This window comes from Micromonospora wenchangensis (assembly GCF_002210435.1).
GTDB classification, from domain to species: Bacteria; Actinomycetota; Actinomycetes; order Mycobacteriales; family Micromonosporaceae; genus Micromonospora; species Micromonospora wenchangensis.
On sequence record NZ_MZMV01000016.1, the window covers coordinates 1 to 18,085 of the forward strand.

The 18,085-nt window shown below is 72.9% G+C and carries 15 protein-coding genes and 1 pseudogene; 12 read left to right on the forward strand and 4 right to left on the reverse strand.

All coding sequences use genetic code 11. From position 1 onward, the window contains the following. Both B5D80_RS11835 and cysN read left to right on the forward strand, forming a co-directional pair. A pseudogene (locus B5D80_RS11835) lies at nt 1–291 on the forward strand (sulfate adenylyltransferase subunit CysD); the annotation flags it as partial. Continuing rightward, nucleotides 291–1,586 carry a sulfate adenylyltransferase subunit CysN gene (gene cysN / locus B5D80_RS11840; protein WP_088643887.1) on the forward strand — a complete coding sequence of 432 codons (1,296 nt, stop codon included), beginning with the start codon at nt 291–293 and terminating at the stop codon, nt 1,584–1,586. The pseudogene B5D80_RS11835 and the gene cysN, both read left to right, overlap by 1 nt. A gap of 243 nt (nt 1,587–1,829) precedes the next feature. On the opposite strand, the gene galK is transcribed toward cysN, so the two are convergent. Together galK and galE are read right to left on the reverse strand one after the other, a co-directional pair. Then, nucleotides 1,830–2,996, reverse strand: coding sequence for a galactokinase (galK, locus tag B5D80_RS11845; protein WP_088643888.1), 1,167 nt, complete (start codon nt 2,994–2,996; stop codon nt 1,830–1,832). After that, the gene (gene galE / locus B5D80_RS11850; protein WP_245854491.1) at nt 2,993–3,922 is read right to left on the reverse strand and encodes a UDP-glucose 4-epimerase GalE; all 930 of its coding nucleotides are present in this window, start codon (nt 3,920–3,922) and stop codon (nt 2,993–2,995) included. Before galE ends, galK begins: the two co-directional genes overlap by 4 nt. Nucleotides 3,923–4,150: 228 nt before the next feature. Here galE and B5D80_RS11855 point away from each other — a divergent pair, with 228 nt between their 5' ends. The 6 genes from B5D80_RS11855 (at nt 4,151) to B5D80_RS11880 (ending at nt 8,991) form a co-directional block, all read left to right on the forward strand. Continuing rightward, entirely contained in the window at nt 4,151–5,212 is a 1,062-nt protein-coding gene (locus B5D80_RS11855) for a hemolysin family protein (protein ID WP_088643890.1), read from the forward strand. 33 nt (nt 5,213–5,245) lie between these two features. Continuing rightward, nucleotides 5,246–6,271 (forward strand): tryptophan--tRNA ligase, encoded by a 1,026-nt coding sequence (gene trpS, locus B5D80_RS11860; protein ID WP_088643891.1) that lies wholly within the window; start codon nt 5,246–5,248, stop codon nt 6,269–6,271. 32 nt (nt 6,272–6,303) lie between these two features. Next, a complete protein-coding gene (locus B5D80_RS11865) occupies nt 6,304–6,873 on the forward strand; it encodes a 2'-5' RNA ligase family protein (protein ID WP_088643986.1) in 570 nt (189 codons plus the stop codon). A 164-nt stretch (nt 6,874–7,037) separates the two neighbouring features. Further along, entirely contained in the window at nt 7,038–7,949 is a 912-nt protein-coding gene (locus B5D80_RS11870) for a YihY/virulence factor BrkB family protein (RefSeq protein WP_245854493.1), read from the forward strand. Continuing rightward, nucleotides 7,949–8,317, forward strand: a complete 369-nt coding sequence (locus B5D80_RS11875; protein WP_088643893.1) for a GntR family transcriptional regulator — start codon at nt 7,949–7,951, stop codon at nt 8,315–8,317. The genes B5D80_RS11870 and B5D80_RS11875 overlap by 1 nt, the downstream gene beginning before the upstream one ends. A 218-nt stretch (nt 8,318–8,535) precedes the next feature. Next, nucleotides 8,536–8,991, forward strand: a complete 456-nt coding sequence (locus tag B5D80_RS11880) for a hypothetical protein (protein WP_088643894.1) — start codon at nt 8,536–8,538, stop codon at nt 8,989–8,991. A gap of 163 nt (nt 8,992–9,154) precedes the next feature. Here the strand turns inward: B5D80_RS11880 and B5D80_RS11885 are convergent, their stop codons facing one another. Together B5D80_RS11885 and B5D80_RS11890 are read right to left on the reverse strand one after the other, a co-directional pair. Continuing rightward, nucleotides 9,155–10,789 carry a glycoside hydrolase family 13 protein gene (locus B5D80_RS11885; RefSeq protein WP_088643895.1) on the reverse strand — a complete coding sequence of 545 codons (1,635 nt, stop codon included), beginning with the start codon at nt 10,787–10,789 and terminating at the stop codon, nt 9,155–9,157. Between the two features lie 218 nt (nt 10,790–11,007). Further along, nucleotides 11,008–12,072 (reverse strand): LacI family DNA-binding transcriptional regulator, encoded by a 1,065-nt coding sequence (locus tag B5D80_RS11890; protein WP_088643896.1) that lies wholly within the window; start codon nt 12,070–12,072, stop codon nt 11,008–11,010. Nucleotides 12,073–12,270: 198 nt separating this feature from the next. Here B5D80_RS11890 and B5D80_RS11895 point away from each other — a divergent pair, with 198 nt between their 5' ends. The 4 genes from B5D80_RS11895 (at nt 12,271) to B5D80_RS11910 (ending at nt 18,041) form a co-directional block, all read left to right on the forward strand. After that, a complete protein-coding gene (locus B5D80_RS11895; RefSeq protein ID WP_088643897.1) occupies nt 12,271–13,524 on the forward strand; it encodes a sugar ABC transporter substrate-binding protein in 1,254 nt (417 codons plus the stop codon). Continuing rightward, nucleotides 13,524–15,161 carry an ABC transporter permease subunit gene (locus B5D80_RS11900; protein ID WP_088643898.1) on the forward strand — a complete coding sequence of 546 codons (1,638 nt, stop codon included), beginning with the start codon at nt 13,524–13,526 and terminating at the stop codon, nt 15,159–15,161. The genes B5D80_RS11895 and B5D80_RS11900 overlap by 1 nt, the downstream gene beginning before the upstream one ends. Nucleotides 15,162–15,307: 146 nt before the next feature. Beyond that, nucleotides 15,308–16,117 carry a sugar ABC transporter permease gene (locus B5D80_RS11905; protein ID WP_211291466.1) on the forward strand — a complete coding sequence of 270 codons (810 nt, stop codon included), beginning with the start codon at nt 15,308–15,310 and terminating at the stop codon, nt 16,115–16,117. Between the two features lie 16 nt (nt 16,118–16,133). Then, entirely contained in the window at nt 16,134–18,041 is a 1,908-nt protein-coding gene (locus B5D80_RS11910; RefSeq protein WP_088643900.1) for a glycoside hydrolase family 13 protein, read from the forward strand. Nucleotides 18,042–18,085: the final 44 nt, after the last annotated feature.

Consider the following 18,085-nt stretch of genomic DNA (forward strand, 5'->3'; position numbering starts at 1 on the left):
TCGATCTACTACGCGCACGACCGTGAGGTGATCGAACGCGACGGCATGCTCTACGCCGTCAACGAGTTCTTCCGGCCCCGGGCCGGGGAGCAGCGGTTCAAGGCCCGGGTGCGGTACCGGACGGTGGGCGACGCGTCGTGCACGGCGGCGGTGCGTTCGGACGCCGACACGGTGGAGAAGGTGATCGACGAGGTGGCCGCGACGCGGATCACCGAGCGGGGGGCGACCCGGGGTGACGACCGGGTCAGCGAGGCCGCCATGGAGGACCGCAAGCGGGAGGGCTACTTCTGATGAGCGCCGAGACGGTGTCGCCCGAGGTCGAGGCCCGGCCGATGGACCTGTTGCGGTTCGCCACCGCGGGGAGTGTGGACGACGGCAAGTCGACCCTGATCGGTCGGTTGCTGTACGACACGAAGTCGTTGTTCACCGACCAGTTGGCCGCGGTGGAGGCGGTCAGCGCGGCCCGGGGCGACGAGTACACCAACCTGGCGTTGCTCACCGACGGCCTGCGGGCCGAACGGGAGCAGGGCATCACCATCGACGTGGCGTACCGGTACTTCGCCACCCCCCGGCGCAAGTTCATCATCGCCGACACCCCCGGGCACACCCAGTACACCCGCAACATGGTCACCGGCGCGTCCACCGCCGATCTGGCGTTGATCCTGGTGGACGCGCGTAAGGGGCTGGTGGAGCAGTCGCGGCGGCACGCGTTCCTGTGCTCGCTGCTGCGGGTGCCGCACCTGGTGCTGTGCGTCAACAAGATGGACCTGGTCGACTTCTCCCAGGAGGTCTTCGAACGCATCGCCGACGAGTTCACCGCCTTCGCGGCGAAACTCGACGCGCCGGACCTGACCGTCGTGCCGATCTCGGCGCTGCGTGGCGACAACATCGTCACCCGGTCGGAGAACATGCCGTGGTACGAGGGGCCGTCGCTGCTGCACCACCTGGAGCGTGTGCACATCGCCTCGGACCGGAACCTGGTCGACGTGCGGTTCCCGGTGCAGTACGTGATCCGCCCCCAGTCGACCACGGTCACCGACTACCGGGGCTACGCCGGGCAGGTCGCCTCCGGGGTGCTCAAGCCCGGCGACGAGGTGATGGTGCTGCCGTCGGGGTTCACCAGCCGGATCGCCGCCATCGACACCGCCGACGGCCCCGTCGACGAGGCGTTCCCCCCGATGTCGGTCACCGTCCGCCTCGACGACGAGATCGACATCTCGCGCGGCGACATGATCTGCCGGCCGAACAACGCCCCGACCGTCTCGCAGGACATCGAGGCGATGGTCTGCTGGATGGACGAGACCCGTCCGCTCCAGGTCGGTGGCAAGTACACGATCAAGCACACCACGCGTTCGGCGCGGACGATCGTGCGCGGCCTGTACTACCGCCTCGACGTCAACACCCTGCACCGGGACGAGACCGCCAGCGAACTGCGGCTCAACGAGATCGGCCGGGTGCGGCTGCGGACCACCGTCCCGCTGCTGGCCGACGAGTACCGGCGTAACCGCACCACGGGCGGCTTCATCATCATCGACGAGGCCACGAACCGCACCGTGGCCGCCGGCATGATCGTCGACACGGTCTGACCCACCCCGCTCCTTCCCGCCCTGACCCCGCCCGCCTCGTCGGCTCTCGGTGATCAAGAGCTTCGCGTCAGTTCCCGCCCGGCGGATGACGCAAAGCTCTTGATCACCGCCGCCCAGCACGCCCCACCCGCCTGTCGCGCGGCTGTGGCCTCGTGATCAAGAGGTTTGCGTCAGGTTCCGCTGGGCGGTTGACGCAAAGCTCTTGATCACCGGCGCGGGGAACCCGCACCGGGCGGGACGGGGTCAGGGGAGGCGGGTGGCGCCGGAGGCGGGGAGGGCGGTGAGGGTGTCGGGGGCGGCGAAGCCGCGTCCGGCGTAGGCGCTCCGGACGGCCGCCGCCACCGGTTCCGCGGCCGAGGCCTCGACCAGGGCGAGAACGCAGCCGCCGAAGCCGCCGCCGGTCATCCGGGCACCGAGCGCGCCGGCCGCGAGTGCCGCCTCGACTGCGGTGTCGACCTCGGGGACGGTGATCGCGAAGTCGTCCCGCATGGAGGCGTGCGAGGCGGTCAGCAGCGGTCCGATCTCGGCGACCCGGCCGGCGCGCAGCAGGGCGACGGTGTCGAGCACCCGCTGGTTCTCGGTGACCACGTGCCGGACCCGGCGTCGGGTCTCGTCGTCGGGCAGCCGCCCGAGCGCGGCGTCGAGGTCGGCCACCGGCACGTCGCGCAGGGCGGGTACGCCGAGCAGGTCGGCGGCCCGCTCGCAGGCGGCGCGGCGGGAGGCGTACTCGCCGTCGGCGTGCCGGTGCGGCGCGCGACTGTCGATCACCAGGATGGCCAGGCCGACGGCGTCGAGGTCGAACGGGACGTGGTCGACGGACTCGTCCCGGCAGTCGAGGAACAGGGCGTGGCCGGCGCGGCAGCGGATCACCGCCGACTGGTCCATGATGCCGGTGGGTGCGCCGACGTAGCCGTTCTCGGCACGTTGGGCCAGCCGGGGCCGGCGCTCGGCGGGCAGGTCCAGCCCGCCCAGGTCGGCCAGGGCGGCGAGCACCGCCGCCTCCAGGGCCGCCGAGGAGGAGAGCCCGGAGCCGAGCGGCACGTCCGAGGCGACGGCCAGCCGGGCACCGGGGACGGCGTACCCGGCCTCGCGCAGGGCCCAGACCACTCCGGCGACGTAGCCGCCCCAGCCGGTGACCCGGCCGGGGGTGTCGGCGTCGGCGGCCCCGAAGTCGACCGGCCGGTCGGCGATCTCCGAGCGGACCGTCCAGCGTTCGCCGGGCTGCGGGTCGGCGGCGACCACGGTACGCAGCGGCAGGGCGAAGGGGAGCACGAACCCGTCGTTGTAGTCGGTGTGTTCGCCGATCAGGTTGACCCGGCCGGGTGCCGCCCAGCGTCCGGCCGGCGTCGCGTCGTACCCGTGGGAGAAGCCGGCGGTGGCGCGGTCGGCGACGTCGGGCCGGCCTGTCACGACTGCCCCAGCACGTGCGCGCGGTAGAACGCCCAGGCGTCGCCGACCATGTCGGTGAGGGTGGGTTTCTCGGGCACCCAGCCCAGTTCCTGGCGGGCCAGCGCCGAGGAGGCGACGAGTTCGGCCGGGTCGCCCTCGCGGCGGGGGGCGGTCTCGACCGGCACGGGGTGGCCGGTGACCTCGCGGACCACGTCGACGACCTGCCGGTTGGTGAAGCCGCTGCCGTTGCCGAGGTTGTAGATGCGGTGCCGGCCGGGCACGGCGGCGGTGAGCGCCAGCAGGTGGGCGCGGGCCAGGTCCGCCACGTGGATGTAGTCGCGTACGCAGGTGCCGTCGACGGTGGGGTAGTCGTCGCCGAAGAGTTGGAGTTTCTCCCGGCGGCCGGCGGCGACGTCGAGGGCGATGGGGATGAGGTGGGTCTCCGGGTCGTGCCGTTCGCCGATGGCGAGGCCGTCGCGCAGGTACGCCCCGGCGACGTTGAAGTAGCGCAGCGACACGGCGGCGAGGTCGTGTGCGGTCGCCTCGGAGGTGAGCACCAGGTCGACGGCGAGTTTGGTGGCACCGTACGTGTTGGTGGGGGCCTTGACGGCGGTCTCCGGGATGGGCAGCTCGACCGGGTTGCCGTAGACGGCGGCGGTGGAGGAGAAGACCAGGCGCGGCACCCGGGCGGCCCGGACGGCGTCGACCAGCGCGATCGAGCTGACCGTGTTGGCGTGCCAGTACCGCTCGGGGTGGACCATCGACTCGCCGGCGGCGATCAGTGCGGCGAAGTGCAGCACCCCGTCGAAGCCGGCGTCGGGGGTGAGCACCCGGGCGGCCTCGTGCACGGGCAGCTCGACGTGGGTGGCGTCGGGGGCCAGTGCCGCCCGGTGCCCGGTGCGCAGGTCGTCCAGGACGGTCACCCGGTGGCCGGCGTCGAGCAGCATCCGGGTCACCACGCTGCCGATGTAGCCGGCACCGCCGGTGACGAGCAGTTTCACGTCGGTCCTCCTGCCTGGCCGCGCCGGCTGCGGCCGTTCGTGATCACCCTACGGCCGGGTGCTGTCGCCGCGCTGTGCGTCGTGGGGTCACTCCCATTCCATCATGAACCTTCATGATTGAACAGATCCGCACATTGCCCACCGGCCGGGTCCGCCGGCCCTACCATCACTTCCATGCGGGAAGCGGGTGGTCCCGGGCCCCGGAGACGCGCGCCGGGGCGGAGCCGACGCGTACCCGGGCCGGTGGCCCGCAGTGTCGCGCGGCTGGTCGTCCGGGCCGCCGACGGCGCCACCCGGCTCGTCACCGCCCTGCTCGGCGCCAGCCCCACCGCCGGCCGGGAACGGATCAGCGAGCACGAGCTGCGCGACCTCGTCGCCGCGAACACCGTCCTCGACCCGGACGAACGGCGGATCATCGACGAGGTGCTGGTCGCCGGGGCCAGCCTGGTGCGCGAGGTGATGATGCCCCGCACCGAGGTGGTCTTCCTCGCCGCCGGGCTGACCCTCGCCGAGGCCGAGCGCCTGGTCCGGATCGATCCGCACACCCGGTACCCGGTGGTCGACGGCACCCACGACGACGTGGTCGGCTTCGTCCACCTGCGGGACGTCCTGATGCGTCCCGACCTGGACCCGGCGACCACGGTGGGCCGGCTGAGCCGGGAGGTCAAGCGGCTGCCCGGCAGCAAGCGGGTGCTCGCCGCGCTGACCGAGATGCGCCGCGAGGGCCACCACCTCGCCGTGGTGGTCGACGAGTACGGCGGCACCGCCGGCATCGTGACCTGCGAGGACCTGATCGAGGAGCTGGTCGGGGAGATCCACGACGAGTACGCCGCCCCGCCCGAGCCGGCGTCGGCCGGCCTGCCCGCCGTGGTCGACGGTCGGCTCAACCTGGCCGACTTCGCCGAGCGGACCGGGGTGCCGCTGCCCGCCGGCCCGTACGAGACGGTCGGCGGGTACGTGATGGCGGCGCTCGGCCGGCTCCCGGTGGCCGGCGACGAGGTGCCGGTCACCCCGGGAGACGAGCCGTCCCCGGCCGACGGGTGGCTGTTGCGGGTGCTCGCCCTCGACGGGCGTCGGGTGTCCCGGGTCGCGGTGTCCGCCGCCCGGCTGCCGGAGCCGCGCCGGGAGGCCGCCGCCCCCGCGACACCGCTCGACGTCGCGGCGGCGCGGGCGTCGGTGCGCGAGGTCACCGCCCCGGCGGAACCGGCGGCGAGTCGACCCGCCGGCCCGTCATGACGGACGCCCGGGGTTGCTGACAGAATTGCCGGCATGTCCGACGCTCCCGCCCGCCCCCGCGTCTTCTCCGGCATCCAGCCGACGGCCGACTCGTTCCACCTCGGCAACTACCTGGGCGCGGTGCGGCACTGGGTGGCCTTGCAGGACACCCACGAGGCGTTCTACTGCGTGGTCGACCTGCACGCGATCACCGCCGGGCACGATCCGGCGGTGCTGCGCCAGCGCACCCGGGTGGCCGCCGCGCAGCTCCTCGCGGTCGGCATCGACCCGGAGCGCAGCGCCCTGTTCGTGCAGTCGCAGGTGCCCGAGCACGCGCAGTTGGCGTGGGTGCTGGGCTGCATCACCGGGTTCGGTGAGGCGAGCCGGATGACCCAGTTCAAGGACAAGTCGCAGAAGCAGGGCAGCGAACGCTCAAGCGTCGGCCTGTTCACGTACCCGATCCTCCAGGCCGCCGACATCCTGCTCTACCAGGCCGACGCGGTGCCCGTCGGCGAGGACCAGCGGCAGCACCTGGAACTCTCCCGGGATCTGGCCCAGCGGTTCAACTCGCTGTTCGGGCCGACCTTCACGGTGCCCGCCCCGCACATCGTGAAGGACACTGCCAAGATCACCGACCTCCAGGAGCCGACGGCGAAGATGTCGAAGTCGTCGTCCTCCCCGGCCGGCATCATCGACCTGCTGGAGGACCCGGCCCGCTCGGCCAAGAAGATCCGCTCGGCGGTCACCGACACCGGCCGGGAGATCGTCTTCGACACCGAGACCAAGCCCGGGGTGTCCAACCTGCTCACCATCCACTCCGCCCTGTCCGGCCGGAGCATCGACGACCTGGTGGCCGCGTACGCGGGCCGGGGCTACGGCGATCTCAAGAAGGAGTTGGGCGAGGTGGTCCGCGAGTTCGTCACCCCGATCCAGGAACGCACCCGGGCCTACCTCGACGACCCCGCGCAGCTCGACAAGCTGCTCGCCGTCGGGGTGGAGAAGGCCCGCGCGGTGACCGTGCCGACGCTGCGCACAGCGTACGAGCGGGTCGGGTTCCTGGCGTCGGCCCCCGTGGCGTAACGGTGGGCGGGTCGACGGTACGGGTCGAGACGATGGCCGGAGGGGTGGCGCGGAGCGTGGATCGCAGCGACGGGATACCGGTGGCCGGCGACACCATCCAGATCGGGATCGCGGTGGACATCCCGGAGCCGTGGGGTGGACTGCTCACCCGACGCCGGATGCAGACGGGCGACCCGCAGGTCGTCCCCGCGCACGTGACCCTGCTCGGCCCGACCGAGATCCCCCTGGCCGCGCTGGAGTCGGTCGAGGCGCACCTGGCCGAGGTGGCCGCCACCCACCTGCCGTTCACCCTGCACCTGCGGGGCACCGGCACGTTCCGGCCGGTGACCCAGGTGGTCTTCGTCGCGGTCGCGGCCGGGATCAGCGAGTGCGAGCTGCTCGCCGCCGCCATCAGCGCCGCCCCGCACCTGCACCGGGAGCTGCGCTTCCCGTACCACCCGCACGTCACCGTGGCGCAGGACGTCGCCCCGGAGGCGCTGGACCGGGCGTACGAGGACCTCGCCGACTTCTCGGCGATGTTCGAGGTGGAGGGCTTCACCCTCTTCTCGCACAGCGGCGCGACCCGGTGGCAGCCGCGCCGGGACTTCCGGCTCGGCGGCTGACCCGTCCCGTGGCCGGTCGCAGGGGCCCGCGGTGCGGCACCCCGCCCGCCGGTGGCACCCTGGTGGCCGGCACCCGCTCCGGCCGACCGCCGGTTGGCCGGCCCCGGTGACGACAGATCGGCGAGGATGACGTGGTGGACGCGTGGGGCCGGTGGACGGCCGGCATCGACCGCCGGTTCACCGTGGCCCGGCACCGGTGGCCCCGGCTCGACCACCTCTGGCGGGCGGTGGACCTCTACGGCGAGGTGCTGGGCGGTCGGTTGGCCGCCGCCATCGCCTACTACGGGTTCTTCGCCGTGTTCGCCCTCGCCCTGGTCGCCTACTCGGTCTTCGGGGCGATCCTGGAGGACAACGACGAGGTCTCCGAGGCGGTGGCGGAGTTCCTGCGGGACAACCTGCCCTTCCTCGACCCGCAGCAGATCGCCGAGAGCAGCAACGCGGTCGGCGTGGTGGGCCTGGTCATCCTCTTCTTCACCGGGATCGGCTGGGTGGAGGCGATCCGGTCGTCGCAGCGGCTGATGTACGGCTTCAACCAGCAGCCGGGCAACCTGGTGGTCCGCCGGCTGGTGGACCTGGGCGTGCTGCTGCTGGTCTTCGTCATGCTGGGCATCTCGGTGGCGGCGGTGGACGCGCTGGAGTCGGTGCTGCGGTTCCTGCTGCGGGCCACCGGCTCGGTGGGGCTGACCACCATCAGCGCGGTGCTCAGCGTGCTGGTCAACGCGGTGCTGGCGACGGCGCTGCTGGTGGCGGTGCCCCGGCTGCGGATGAGCCGCCGCCGGCTGCGCCCGGTGGTGCTGCTGGTCGCGGTCGGCATCACCCTGCTCAACACGGTCGGCCGGTTCTACATCGTGCGGACCGAGCGGAACCCGGCGTACGCCGTGGTGGCCGGCGCGGTGGCCGTGCTGCTCTACCTCTACCTGCTCAACCAGTTGGTGCTCTTCGGTGCCGCGTTGGCCGCCACCAGCCGGCACGGCCGGGTGGTGGACCTGTCGGAGGGGGCGGTGATGCGGCAGGTCAACGTCGAGGCCGACGTCGACACCGAGACCGATCCGGGTACGCCGGGAGGGGCGGGCTGATGCCTGTCGAGATCGATCAGGGCTCTCCGGTGCCCCCGTACGAGCAGGTGCGGGCGCAGCTCGCCGCGATGATCGGCGACGGCCGGCTGGCGGTCGGCACCCGGCTGGCCCCGGTCCGGCAGTTCGCCGCCGAGCTGGGGTTGGCGGTGAACACGGTGGCCCGCGCCTACCGGGAGCTGGAGTCGGCCGGGCTGGTGCAGACCCGGGGCCGGCACGGCAGCTTCGTCGCCCCGGGGCGGGACGACGCGGCCGACCGGTTGCAGCGGGCGGCGGCCCGCTACGCCGAGGAGGCGACCCGGCTGGGCGTGCCGCCGGACCGCGCGTTGGCCCTGGTCCACGCCGCCCTGGGCGGTTCGTCCCCGGCCTGAGCCCGCGCCGCCGTCGCCGCCCGGCCCGGCTGGATGCAGCGTGGTTCGGCCGGCCGGCCGGCCGGCCGGCCTGTCCGGGGCCGGGGACCGGGACGGCGGTCGGGCCGGCTGACGGCAGGACCGGTCCGGGGAGGAAAGCGGGATGCCGACAGTCGCCGGAAAAGATGAATGGGGCAAATGCCACCCGTCGCGCCTGCCGGAACGACCATGATGGGCCGGTGGGCGCACTCGTGACGCTTGACCTGCCGGACGACTCGCCGCTGCTCACCCTGCCCTGGATCATCACGTTCGGCCCGCTCGCCGATCCGGCCGAGTGGGAACCCGTGGTCTGCGGGCCGTACGAGCGACCGCACGCGCTGGCCCTGGCCGAGGCGGTGGTGGCCGACGAACGGTTCATGGCGGTGGTCGAACCGCTGGTGCCCGCGCTGTCGCCCGGGGAGATCCGTCAGGAGATCGCCGCGTCGCAACTCGCCGCCGCCGACGAGGAGGCCCGGATCGAGGCGGCCGACCTCTACGGGGACTTCGACGACGTCCTCGACGAGCAGGACATCCTCGACGAGCAGGAGGACGAGGAGGCCGCCGGGGCCGGCCGGCCGCAGCCGCCGCCCGTACCGACCGAGGCGCAGGTGCGGGCGGGCTTCGGGCGGATCGCGGGGCTGCTGCGCGGGCGCTGACGGGTCGGGCGACGCCGGTGCGCGGTGGTGCACCGGCACCCCGGGAAGCGGACCTCCCGGGACGCCGGTGCCACCTTCACCCCCCACCACAAGGGGTCGGCAGCCCAGCCGCCCGTCGGCGCGGGGCACAACGGACGACCAGGTCAAAGGCGGGTTACCCGGCTCAGCGCCGTTCGAACCACGCGGCTGCGTCCACCGGCAGGACGTGTCCGGCGTCCTGCCCGGTGAGGTCGGCGCTGGCCACCATGGGGCGGCCGTACCCGTCGATCCGGACCGGGGCACCGCTGAGGTTGACCACGCAGGTCAGCGCGGCGTCGTCGGCGTCGCGGCGGAACGCCAGCACTCCCGGCCCGGTCTCCTGCCAGACCACCGGACCGGCGGTGGCCGACAGCGCCGGGTGGGTGTGCCGGACCCGCAGCGCGGCCCGGTACAGCTCCAGCGTCGAGCCGGGCGTTCCGGTCTGGGCGGCCACCGAGAGGGCCCGCCAGGTGGCCGGGGCCGGCAGCCAGCTCAGCTCGCTGCCCTGCGGCCCGAAGCCGTACGGGGGCAGCTCGCCGCCCCACGGGATGGGCACCCGGCAGCCGTCACGGCTCTCCCCGGTACGTAGGAACGCCGGGTCCTGCCGCAGCGCGTCGGGCAGGTCCAGCACCTCCGGCAGACCCAGTTCCTCGCCCTGGTAGAGGTAGGTGGAGCCGGGCAGGGCCAGCATCAGCAGGGCGGCGGCACGGGCCCGGCGCAGGCCGACCTCGCCGTCGCCGTACCGGGTGACGTGCCGCTGCCGGTCGTGGTTGGACAGCACCCAGGTGGTCGGCGCACCGACGATCGTCGCCTCGGCCAGCGCGGTGTCGATCACCTTGCGGAACGAGTCGGCCGACCAGGTGGCGTCGAGGAAGTCGAAGCTGAACGCCTGGTGCAGCTCGTCCGGGCCGATGTAGCGGGCGAGCCGCTGCGGGGTCTCCGCCCACGCCTCGGCCACCGCCATCCGGCCGCCGGGGTAGCTGTCCAGGATGGGTCGCCAGGCGCGGTAGATGTCGTGCACCTCGTCCTGGTCGAAGTAGGGCAGCCGGCCCTTGCCGAGCAGTTCCGACTGACGGCGGCCGGTGGTCATCGAGCTGAAGCCGACGTCCGGCAGCCCCTCGGCCTTGATCATCCCGTGGGCCACGTCGATGCGGAACCCGTCGACGCCCCGGTCGAGCCAGAACCGCAGCACGTCTTCGAACTCGGCGCGTACCCGCGGGTGCCGCCAGTTCAGGTCGGGCTGGGCCGGGTCGAACAGGTGCAGGTACCACTGGCCGTCCGGCAGCCGGGTCCAGGCGGGGCCGCCGAAGATGCTCTCCCAGTCGTTGGGGGGCAGCTCGCCGTCGACGCCCCGGCCGTCGGCGAACAGGTAACGCTCCCGCTCGGGGGAGCCGGGGCCGGCGGCGAGGGCGGCGGTGAACCAGGGGTGCGCGCTGGAGGTGTGGTTGGGCACCAGGTCCACGATGATCCGCAGGCCCAGCGCGTGCGCGTCGGTGATCATGGCGTCGAAGTCGGCGAGGTCGCCGAAGAGCGGGTCGACGTCGCGGTAGTCGGCCACGTCGTAGCCGGCGTCGATCTGCGGCGAGGTGTAGAACGGGGTGAGCCAGAGCGCGTCCACCCCGAGGTCGCGCAGGTAGGGCAGCCGTTGCCGGATGCCTCCGAGGTCGCCGACGCCGTCACCGTCGGAGTCGGCGAAGCTGCGGACGTACACCTGGTAGACGACCGCGGCGCGCCACCAGTCGTCGTCGGAGGCCAGCGGCGTGGGGTCGGTGGCGGTCATCGGCGGAGATCCCCGTTCTGTGGCGGGACGGCGGTGCCCGCGCGGCGGTGGGTGACGGACGCGGGTGTGGAGAGAATGCCGGCCGGATGCTGCAAGAGTCAAGCACACCTTGCGCAAGAAATGACGTCCGTCACCGGTGGCCAGGGCAGGTCTTTCGTGGGCGCGTCCGGTCCACCGGGGGCGGACCCGGTCGACGGGGAGCGCGGGCCGGCAGGTGGTCAGGCGGGGACGGCGAGGGCGGGCGGTGCCGGGCGCTGCCGGCCGGCACCCGCCTGGCGTACCACCGCGGTCGACCCGCGTACCACCAGCTCCGGGCGGAACAGGTACTCCGAGTGCGGCGCGGCGTGCCCGTTGATCTCGTCGACCAGGGCCCGGACCGCGGCCACCGCCATCGCGGCCACCGGCTGCCGCATGGTGGTCAGCGGCGGGTCGGTGAAGGCCATCAGCGGCGAGTCGTCGTAGCCGACCACCGACAGGTCGCCGGGCACGGACATGCCGCGCTGCCGGGCGGCCCGCACCGCGCCGAGCGCCATCAGGTCGGAGCCGCAGACGATCCCGGTGACCCCGCGCTCGATCAGCCGGCCGGCGGCGGCCTCGCCGCCCTCGACCCCGAACAGCGACAGCTCGGCGAGCGCGTCCAGGTCGCCGCCGGTGGTGCCGAGCCGGGTCATCGCGGCCCGGAAGCCGGCCACCCGGCGCTGCACCGGCACGAACCGGTCCGGCCCGGTGATCAAGCCGATCTGCCGGTGCCCGAGCGCGACCAGGTGCGCCACGGCCAGCTCGGTGGCCTCCCGGTCGTCGCAGGAGACGAAGGGCGCGGCGATGCCGGGGGCGTACCCGTTGATCATGACGACCGGCAGCGGCCTGGCGATCAGGGCGCGGTACCGGTCGTGGTTGGCGGCCGTGTCGGCGTGCAGGCCGGAGACGAAGACGATGCCGGAGACCTGCCGGTCGAGCAGCATCTCCACGTACTCGTCCTCGGTGACCCCGCCCGGGGTCTGGGTGCACAGCACCGGGGTGAACCCGCTCTGCGCCAGCGTCGACTCGATGACCTGGGCGAACGCCGGGAAGATAGGGTTGTCCAGCTCCGGCACCACCAGCCCGACCAGGCCGGCGCTGCGCTTGCGCAGCCGGGCCGGACGCTCGTAGCCGAGCACATCGAGGGCGGTCAGTACGGCCTGCCGGGTCTCGGGGGCCACGCCGGGGCGGTCGTTGAGCACCCGCGACACCGTGGCCTCGCTGACTTCGGCCTGTTGGGCGATGTCGGACAGTCGAGCGCGCATGGCGGCACTCTAGCTCACGGGCAAGTTCTTGCGTACGCCTCTGCAAGCCCTTCCATTGTCTGCAACCTCTTGCTAACGTCCCGGCAACACGCGACAGCAGCGACGCGGCCTGCCCGACGTCGGTTGGCAAGAACTTTCAGCGTTTCCACGGTGTGGTCGCCCGTCCCCCGGCGACCCGCCATGACGACAGGAGTACCGATGCGCATCCGTACCGCGGGTGTGGTCACCGTTCTCGGCCTGGCGCTCGCCGCGTCGGGCTGCGGCGGCGACAACAGCAAGGACGAACCGGCCGCCAAGGCCACCTCCCCGGCCGCGAGCGGCAAGCTCGTCATCTGGGCGGACGACAAGCGGACCGCGGCGCTCAAGCCGTTCGCCGAGAAGTTCGGCCAGGAGAACGGGGTCACCGTCGAGGTGCAGGCCGTCTCCAAGGACCTCCAGACCAACTTCGTCACCGCCTCCCAGCAGGGCAGCGGCCCGGACGTGGTGGTCGGCGCGCACGACTGGATCGGCAACCTCGTGCAGAACGGGGCCATCGACCCGGTGCAGCTCGCCGCCGAGCAGAAGTCCGGCTTCAACGAGACCGCGATCAAGGCGGTCACGTTCAACGGCCAGCTCTACGGCGTCCCCTACGCCACCGAGAACGTCGCGCTGATCCGCAACACCGCGCTGGCCCCCGAGGCACCGAAGACGATCGAGGAGCTGGTCGCCACCGGCAAGAAGCTCAAGGCCGAGAAGAAGGCCAGCGAGATCCTCTGCCTCCAGTCCGGACAGAACGGCGACGCGTACCACATCTACCCGCTGTACACCTCGGCCGGCGGCTACCTCTTCGGCACCGCCGCCAACGGCGACTACGACCCGAAGGACCTGGGCGTGGGCAAGCCGGAGTCGATCGAGGCGTTCACGAAGATCGGCAAGCTCGGCGAGAAGGGCGACGGCGCGCTCAAGCGTTCCATCACCGGCGAGAACTCCATCGCCACCTTCACCGGCAAGAAGTGCGCCTTCCTGGTCTCCGGCCCGTGGGCGATCGCCGACGCCAAGAAGGCCGGCATCTCCTACGACATCTCCCCGGTCCCCGGCTTCGCCGGTGGCAAGGCGGCCCAGCCGTTCGTCGGCGTCCAGGCGTTCTACGTCGCCGCCAAGGGCAAGAACAAGGCACTGGCCCAGGAGTTCGTCACCAACTACGTCACCACCCCCGAACTGGCCGTGGCGCTCTACCAGGCCGAGCCCCGCCCGCCGGCGTTGACCGCCGCGTTCGACCAGGTCAAGGGCACCGACCCGGACCTGGCCAAGTTCTCCGAGGCGGGCAAGGACGGCCAGGTGCTGCCGGCGATCCCGGCCATGGCCGCGATCTGGGACCCGTTCGGCAAGGCCGAGGCCGCCGTCATCGGTGGCGCCGACCCGGCGAAGACCGTCACCGCCGCCGGCAAGACGATCTCGGGTCAGATCAAGTAATGAGCACGCTGCCCGGCCCGGGACCTGCCCCGCAGGCCCCGGGCCGGGGGCCCGCGCGCTCCGGGCCCCCGGACACCTCCCGTACCGCGCGTCACCACGCGCCGATCACCGCGACCGGCCTGGCCGTCAAGGTGGTCCTGCTCGGCCTGGTGGCCGGGATCGCGATCTGGGCGGCCTTCCCGCTCGTCGCCGCCCGGCTCTGGGGCGGTCTCGCCGTCCTGGCGGCCACCACCGTCGGCCTGTGTTACCTCTACCTGACCCGCCGGCACATCCCGGCCAAGTACCTGGTGCCCGGAACGATCTTCCTGATCGCCTTCCAGGTGTTCCCGGTGCTCTACACCGCGAGCACCGCGTTCACGAACTTCGGCGACGGCCACCGGGGCTCCAAGGACGACGCGGTCGTCGCCATCGAGACCTCCTCGGTCAAGCAGGTCCCCGGCTCCGCCGAGTACGCCCTGGCCATCGCCACCACGGGCGATCCGGCCACCGGCCCGCTGGTCTTCCTGGTCACCGACCCGGCGACCGGCCGGGTCTCCGCCGGGGACGCCGCCGGGCTGCGCCCGCTCGACGCCGCCGACGTGACCGTCGCCGGCAGCGGCCGGGTCACCGCCGCCAAGGGCTACACCGTGCTCAACGTCGGCCAGGCAAGCGTCCGCAGCGAGGAGATCACCGCCCTGGTGGTGCCGACCTCCGGGGGCGCGGTGCGCTCCAACGGCCTGTCCCGCGCCTACGAGGGCAGAGCCGTCCGGGCGTACGACCGGGGCTGCGACTGCGTCACCGACGGGGAGACCGGCAAGACCTGGACGGCCGACCCGGACGCCGGTGCCTTCGTCGCCGCCGACGGCGAGCGGCTCGCCCAGGGCTGGCAGGTCGGGGTGGGGTTCAAGAACTTCGCCCGGGTGCTCACCGACCCGAACATCTCCGGCCCGTTCTTCGGCACCCTGCTGTGGAACTTCGCCTTCGCGATCGGCTCCACCGGGTTCACCTTCGCCCTCGGCATGGCCGTCGCGCTGGCCCTGCACTCGCCCCGGATGCGGGGCACCAACCTCTACCGGGTCTTCCTGATCCTGCCGTACGCGATGCCGTCGTTCGCCATGCTGCTGGTCTGGCGGGACATGTTCAACACCGACTTCGGCCTGGTCAACAACCTGTTCGGGCTCGGCGTCGACTGGTTCGGCGAGGCCTGGTCGGCCCGGCTGGCGGTGCTGCTGGTGCAGCTCTGGCTCGGCTACCCGTACATGTTCCTGGTGACCACGGGGGCGCTCCAGGCGATCCCGAAGGAGCTGACCGAGGCCACCTCGGTCGACGGCGCGTCGCCCTGGCAGTCGTTCCGGGCGGTCACCCTGCCGCTGCTGCTGGTCGCGCTCTCGCCGCTGCTGATCGCGTCGTTCGCGTACAACTTCAACAACATCAACGCGATCTGGTTGACCACCGAGGGCGGCCCGTTCGCGCCGGACAACCCGACGAACGGGGCCACCGACCTGCTGATCACGTACACCTACCGGCTGGCCTTCGGCGCGCAGGGCGCCGAGTTCGGCCTGGCCGCCGCGGTGTCGATCTTCATCTTCGCGATCGTGGCCACGGTCTCGGCGGTCAGCTTCCGGCGCACCCGCCAGCAGGAGGAGGTCTACTCGTGACGACCCGTCCAAGCGCCGGGCCGCAGGCCCCCGCCGCGCCCGCCGTCCGGTCGGATGCCGCCGGGCCGCGCGTCGGTCGGCCGGGTGCCGCGGTACGCGGCGGCCGGCATCCGGGCCGGTGGTTCACCCAGGTCGGCTGGCGGCACGTGGTCGGCGTGCTGGCGGTGGCGTTCAGCCTCTTCCCGATCCTGTTCGTGCTCTCCGCCGCGCTCAACCCGCTCGGCACCCTCTCGTCGACCGAGCTGCTGCCCACCGGGGCGTCGCTGTCGAATTTCGGCGACCTGTTCGAGCGGACGGAGTTCGGCCGCTGGTTCCTCAACTCGCTGCTCGTCGCGGGCGGCGCGAGCTGCGCGTCGATCTTCCTGTCCTCGCTGGCGGCGTACGCGTTCTCCCGGATGCGCTTCGCCGGGCGGCGGTTCGGGTTGCTGACCCTGCTGCTGATCCAGATGTTCCCGCAGTTCCTGGCGATCGTGGCGATCTTCCTGATCTTCACCCGGGTCACCGACCTGTGGCCGTCGATCGGCTTCAACACCCCGTGGGGCCTGCTCCTGCTCTACATGGGTGGCGCGCTGGGCATGAACACCTGGCTGATGAAGGGGTTCTTCGACACCCTGCCCCGCGAGCTGGACGAGTCGGCCACGATGGACGGCGCCAGCCACGCCCAGGTCTTCTTCCGGATCATGCTGCCGCTGGTGGCGCCGATCCTGGCGGTGACCGCGCTGCTGTCGTTCATCGGCACGATCAACGAGTTCATGATCGCCAACGTGTTCCTCACCGACACCGGGTCCAAGACCCTCGCGGTCGGCATGTTCGGCCTGGTGGCGGGGGAGCGGAACAACAACTTCGGCATCTTCGCGGCGGGCACCCTGCTCACCGCGGTCCCCACCGTGCTGGTCTTCCAGCTCCTCCAGCGCTACATCGTCTCCGGCCTCACCGCCGGGGCCGTCAAGGGATGAATCGGAAGGCCACACCATGTCCCTGTCGCCGCACCACGACGGCTCGGCCCTGTACGTGCCCGAGCAGGAACCCGCCCTCGGGCAGACCGTGCCGGTCTTCGTCCGGGTGCCCGAGGGCACCGACGTCCGGCAGGTGCACGTGCGGACCACCGGCGACGGTGAGCCGCGCTTCGTCGAGGCCACCGTGGACCGCCGGGACGGCCCCGACGTCTGGTGGCGGGCCGACGTCGAGGTCCGCAACCCGGTCAGCAACTACCGGTTCATGCTCACCGGGACGACCGGCTACCGCTGGCTCAACGCCGCCGGCCCGGTCGACCACGACGTGCCCGACCACGGCGACTTCAAGCTGGTCAGCCACGCCCCGCCGCCCGCCTGGGCGCGGGACGCGCTGATCTACCAGATCTTCCCCGACCGGTTCGCCCGGTCCGCCGCCGCCGACGGCCGCACCCCGCCGGACTGGGCCATCCCCTGCGACTGGGACACCCCGGTCATCGGGCACGGACCGGAGACCCCACGCCAGTTCTACGGCGGTGACCTGGACGGCATCACCGAGCGGCTGGACCACCTGGACCGGCTCGGCGTCAACACCGTCTACCTGACGCCGATCTTCCCGGCCCGCTCCAACCACCGCTACGACGCGGCCGGCTTCGACACCGTCGACCCGCTGCTCGGCGGGGACGCGGCCCTGGTCCGGCTCGCCGACGCCGTCCGGGCCCGGGGCTGGCGGCTGCTCGGCGACATCACCAGCAACCACACCGGCGACGCGCACGAGTGGTTCACCCGCGCCCTGGCCGACGTCGACGCCCCCGAGCGGGAGCTGTACTACTTCGACGTCGCCACCGGCGACGGGGAGCCGACGTACGAGTCGTGGAACGGGGTGCGGTCGCTGCCGAAGCTGAACTGGGGCAGCGCCGAGCTGCGCCGCCGCTTCGCCACCGCACCGGACTCGCTGCTGCGCCGCTGGCTGCGCCCGCCGTACGGGTTGGACGGGTGGCGGGTCGACGTGGCCAACATGACCGGCCGACGGGGTGCCGACGCGTACACCCACGAGGTGGCGCGGCTGCTGCGGGCGGTGGTCGCACAGACCCGGGCCGACGGGCTGCTGCTCGCCGAACACGGTCACGACCACACCGGTGATCTGGACTCCGACGGCTGGCACGGGACGATGAACTACGTCGGCTTCACCGACCCGGTCTGGTCCTGGCTGCGCCGCGAGAACTCCGCGCCCGGGGACGCCGCCGGGCAGCGGCCGGGTGCGGGCGGGTGGCCCGACGGTGACGCGCCGGTGCCGAACTTCCTCGGCACCCCGGGCGGCGTGCGGCGGCGGGACGCGCACGCGGTGCTCGCCACCATGAACAGCTTCCGGTCGCTGATCTCCTGGCGGTCGTACACCCACTCGTGGCAGTTGCTCGGCTCGCACGACTCGGCCCGCATCCGCACCGTGGTCGGTGACGCCGCCCGGCAGGAGGTGGCCGCCGGGCTGCTCGCCACCATGCCCGGCACCCCGGTCGTGTTCGCCGGGGACGAGTTGGGCCTGACCGGCGGCAACGGCGAGGGTTCGCGTACCCCGATGCCGTGGCACCGGCCGCAGAGCTGGGACGTCGGCACGTTCGCCACGTACCGGGCGCTGCTGGCGCTGCGCCGGGACACCCCGGCGCTGCGGCACGGCGGGCTGCGCTGGGTGCACGCCGACGCCGACACCCTGGTCTTCCTGCGGGAGGCGGCGGACGGCACGGTGCTGGTGCTGGCCCGGCGTGCCGCCGGCCCGCCGGTCCGGCTGACCGGCCTGCCGGCCACCGGGAGCGCCGGGTCCGGCCCGGCGGGGGAGAACGTCTACGGCGGCGCCCCGGCCCTGCGGCCCGCCGCCGACGGCGGGACCACCCTGCCCGGTGACGGCCCGACCTTCCAGGTCTGGCGGCTCTGACACCCCGTCCGGGGGCGGCCCGCCGCCGGGCCGGCCCGCTGCCC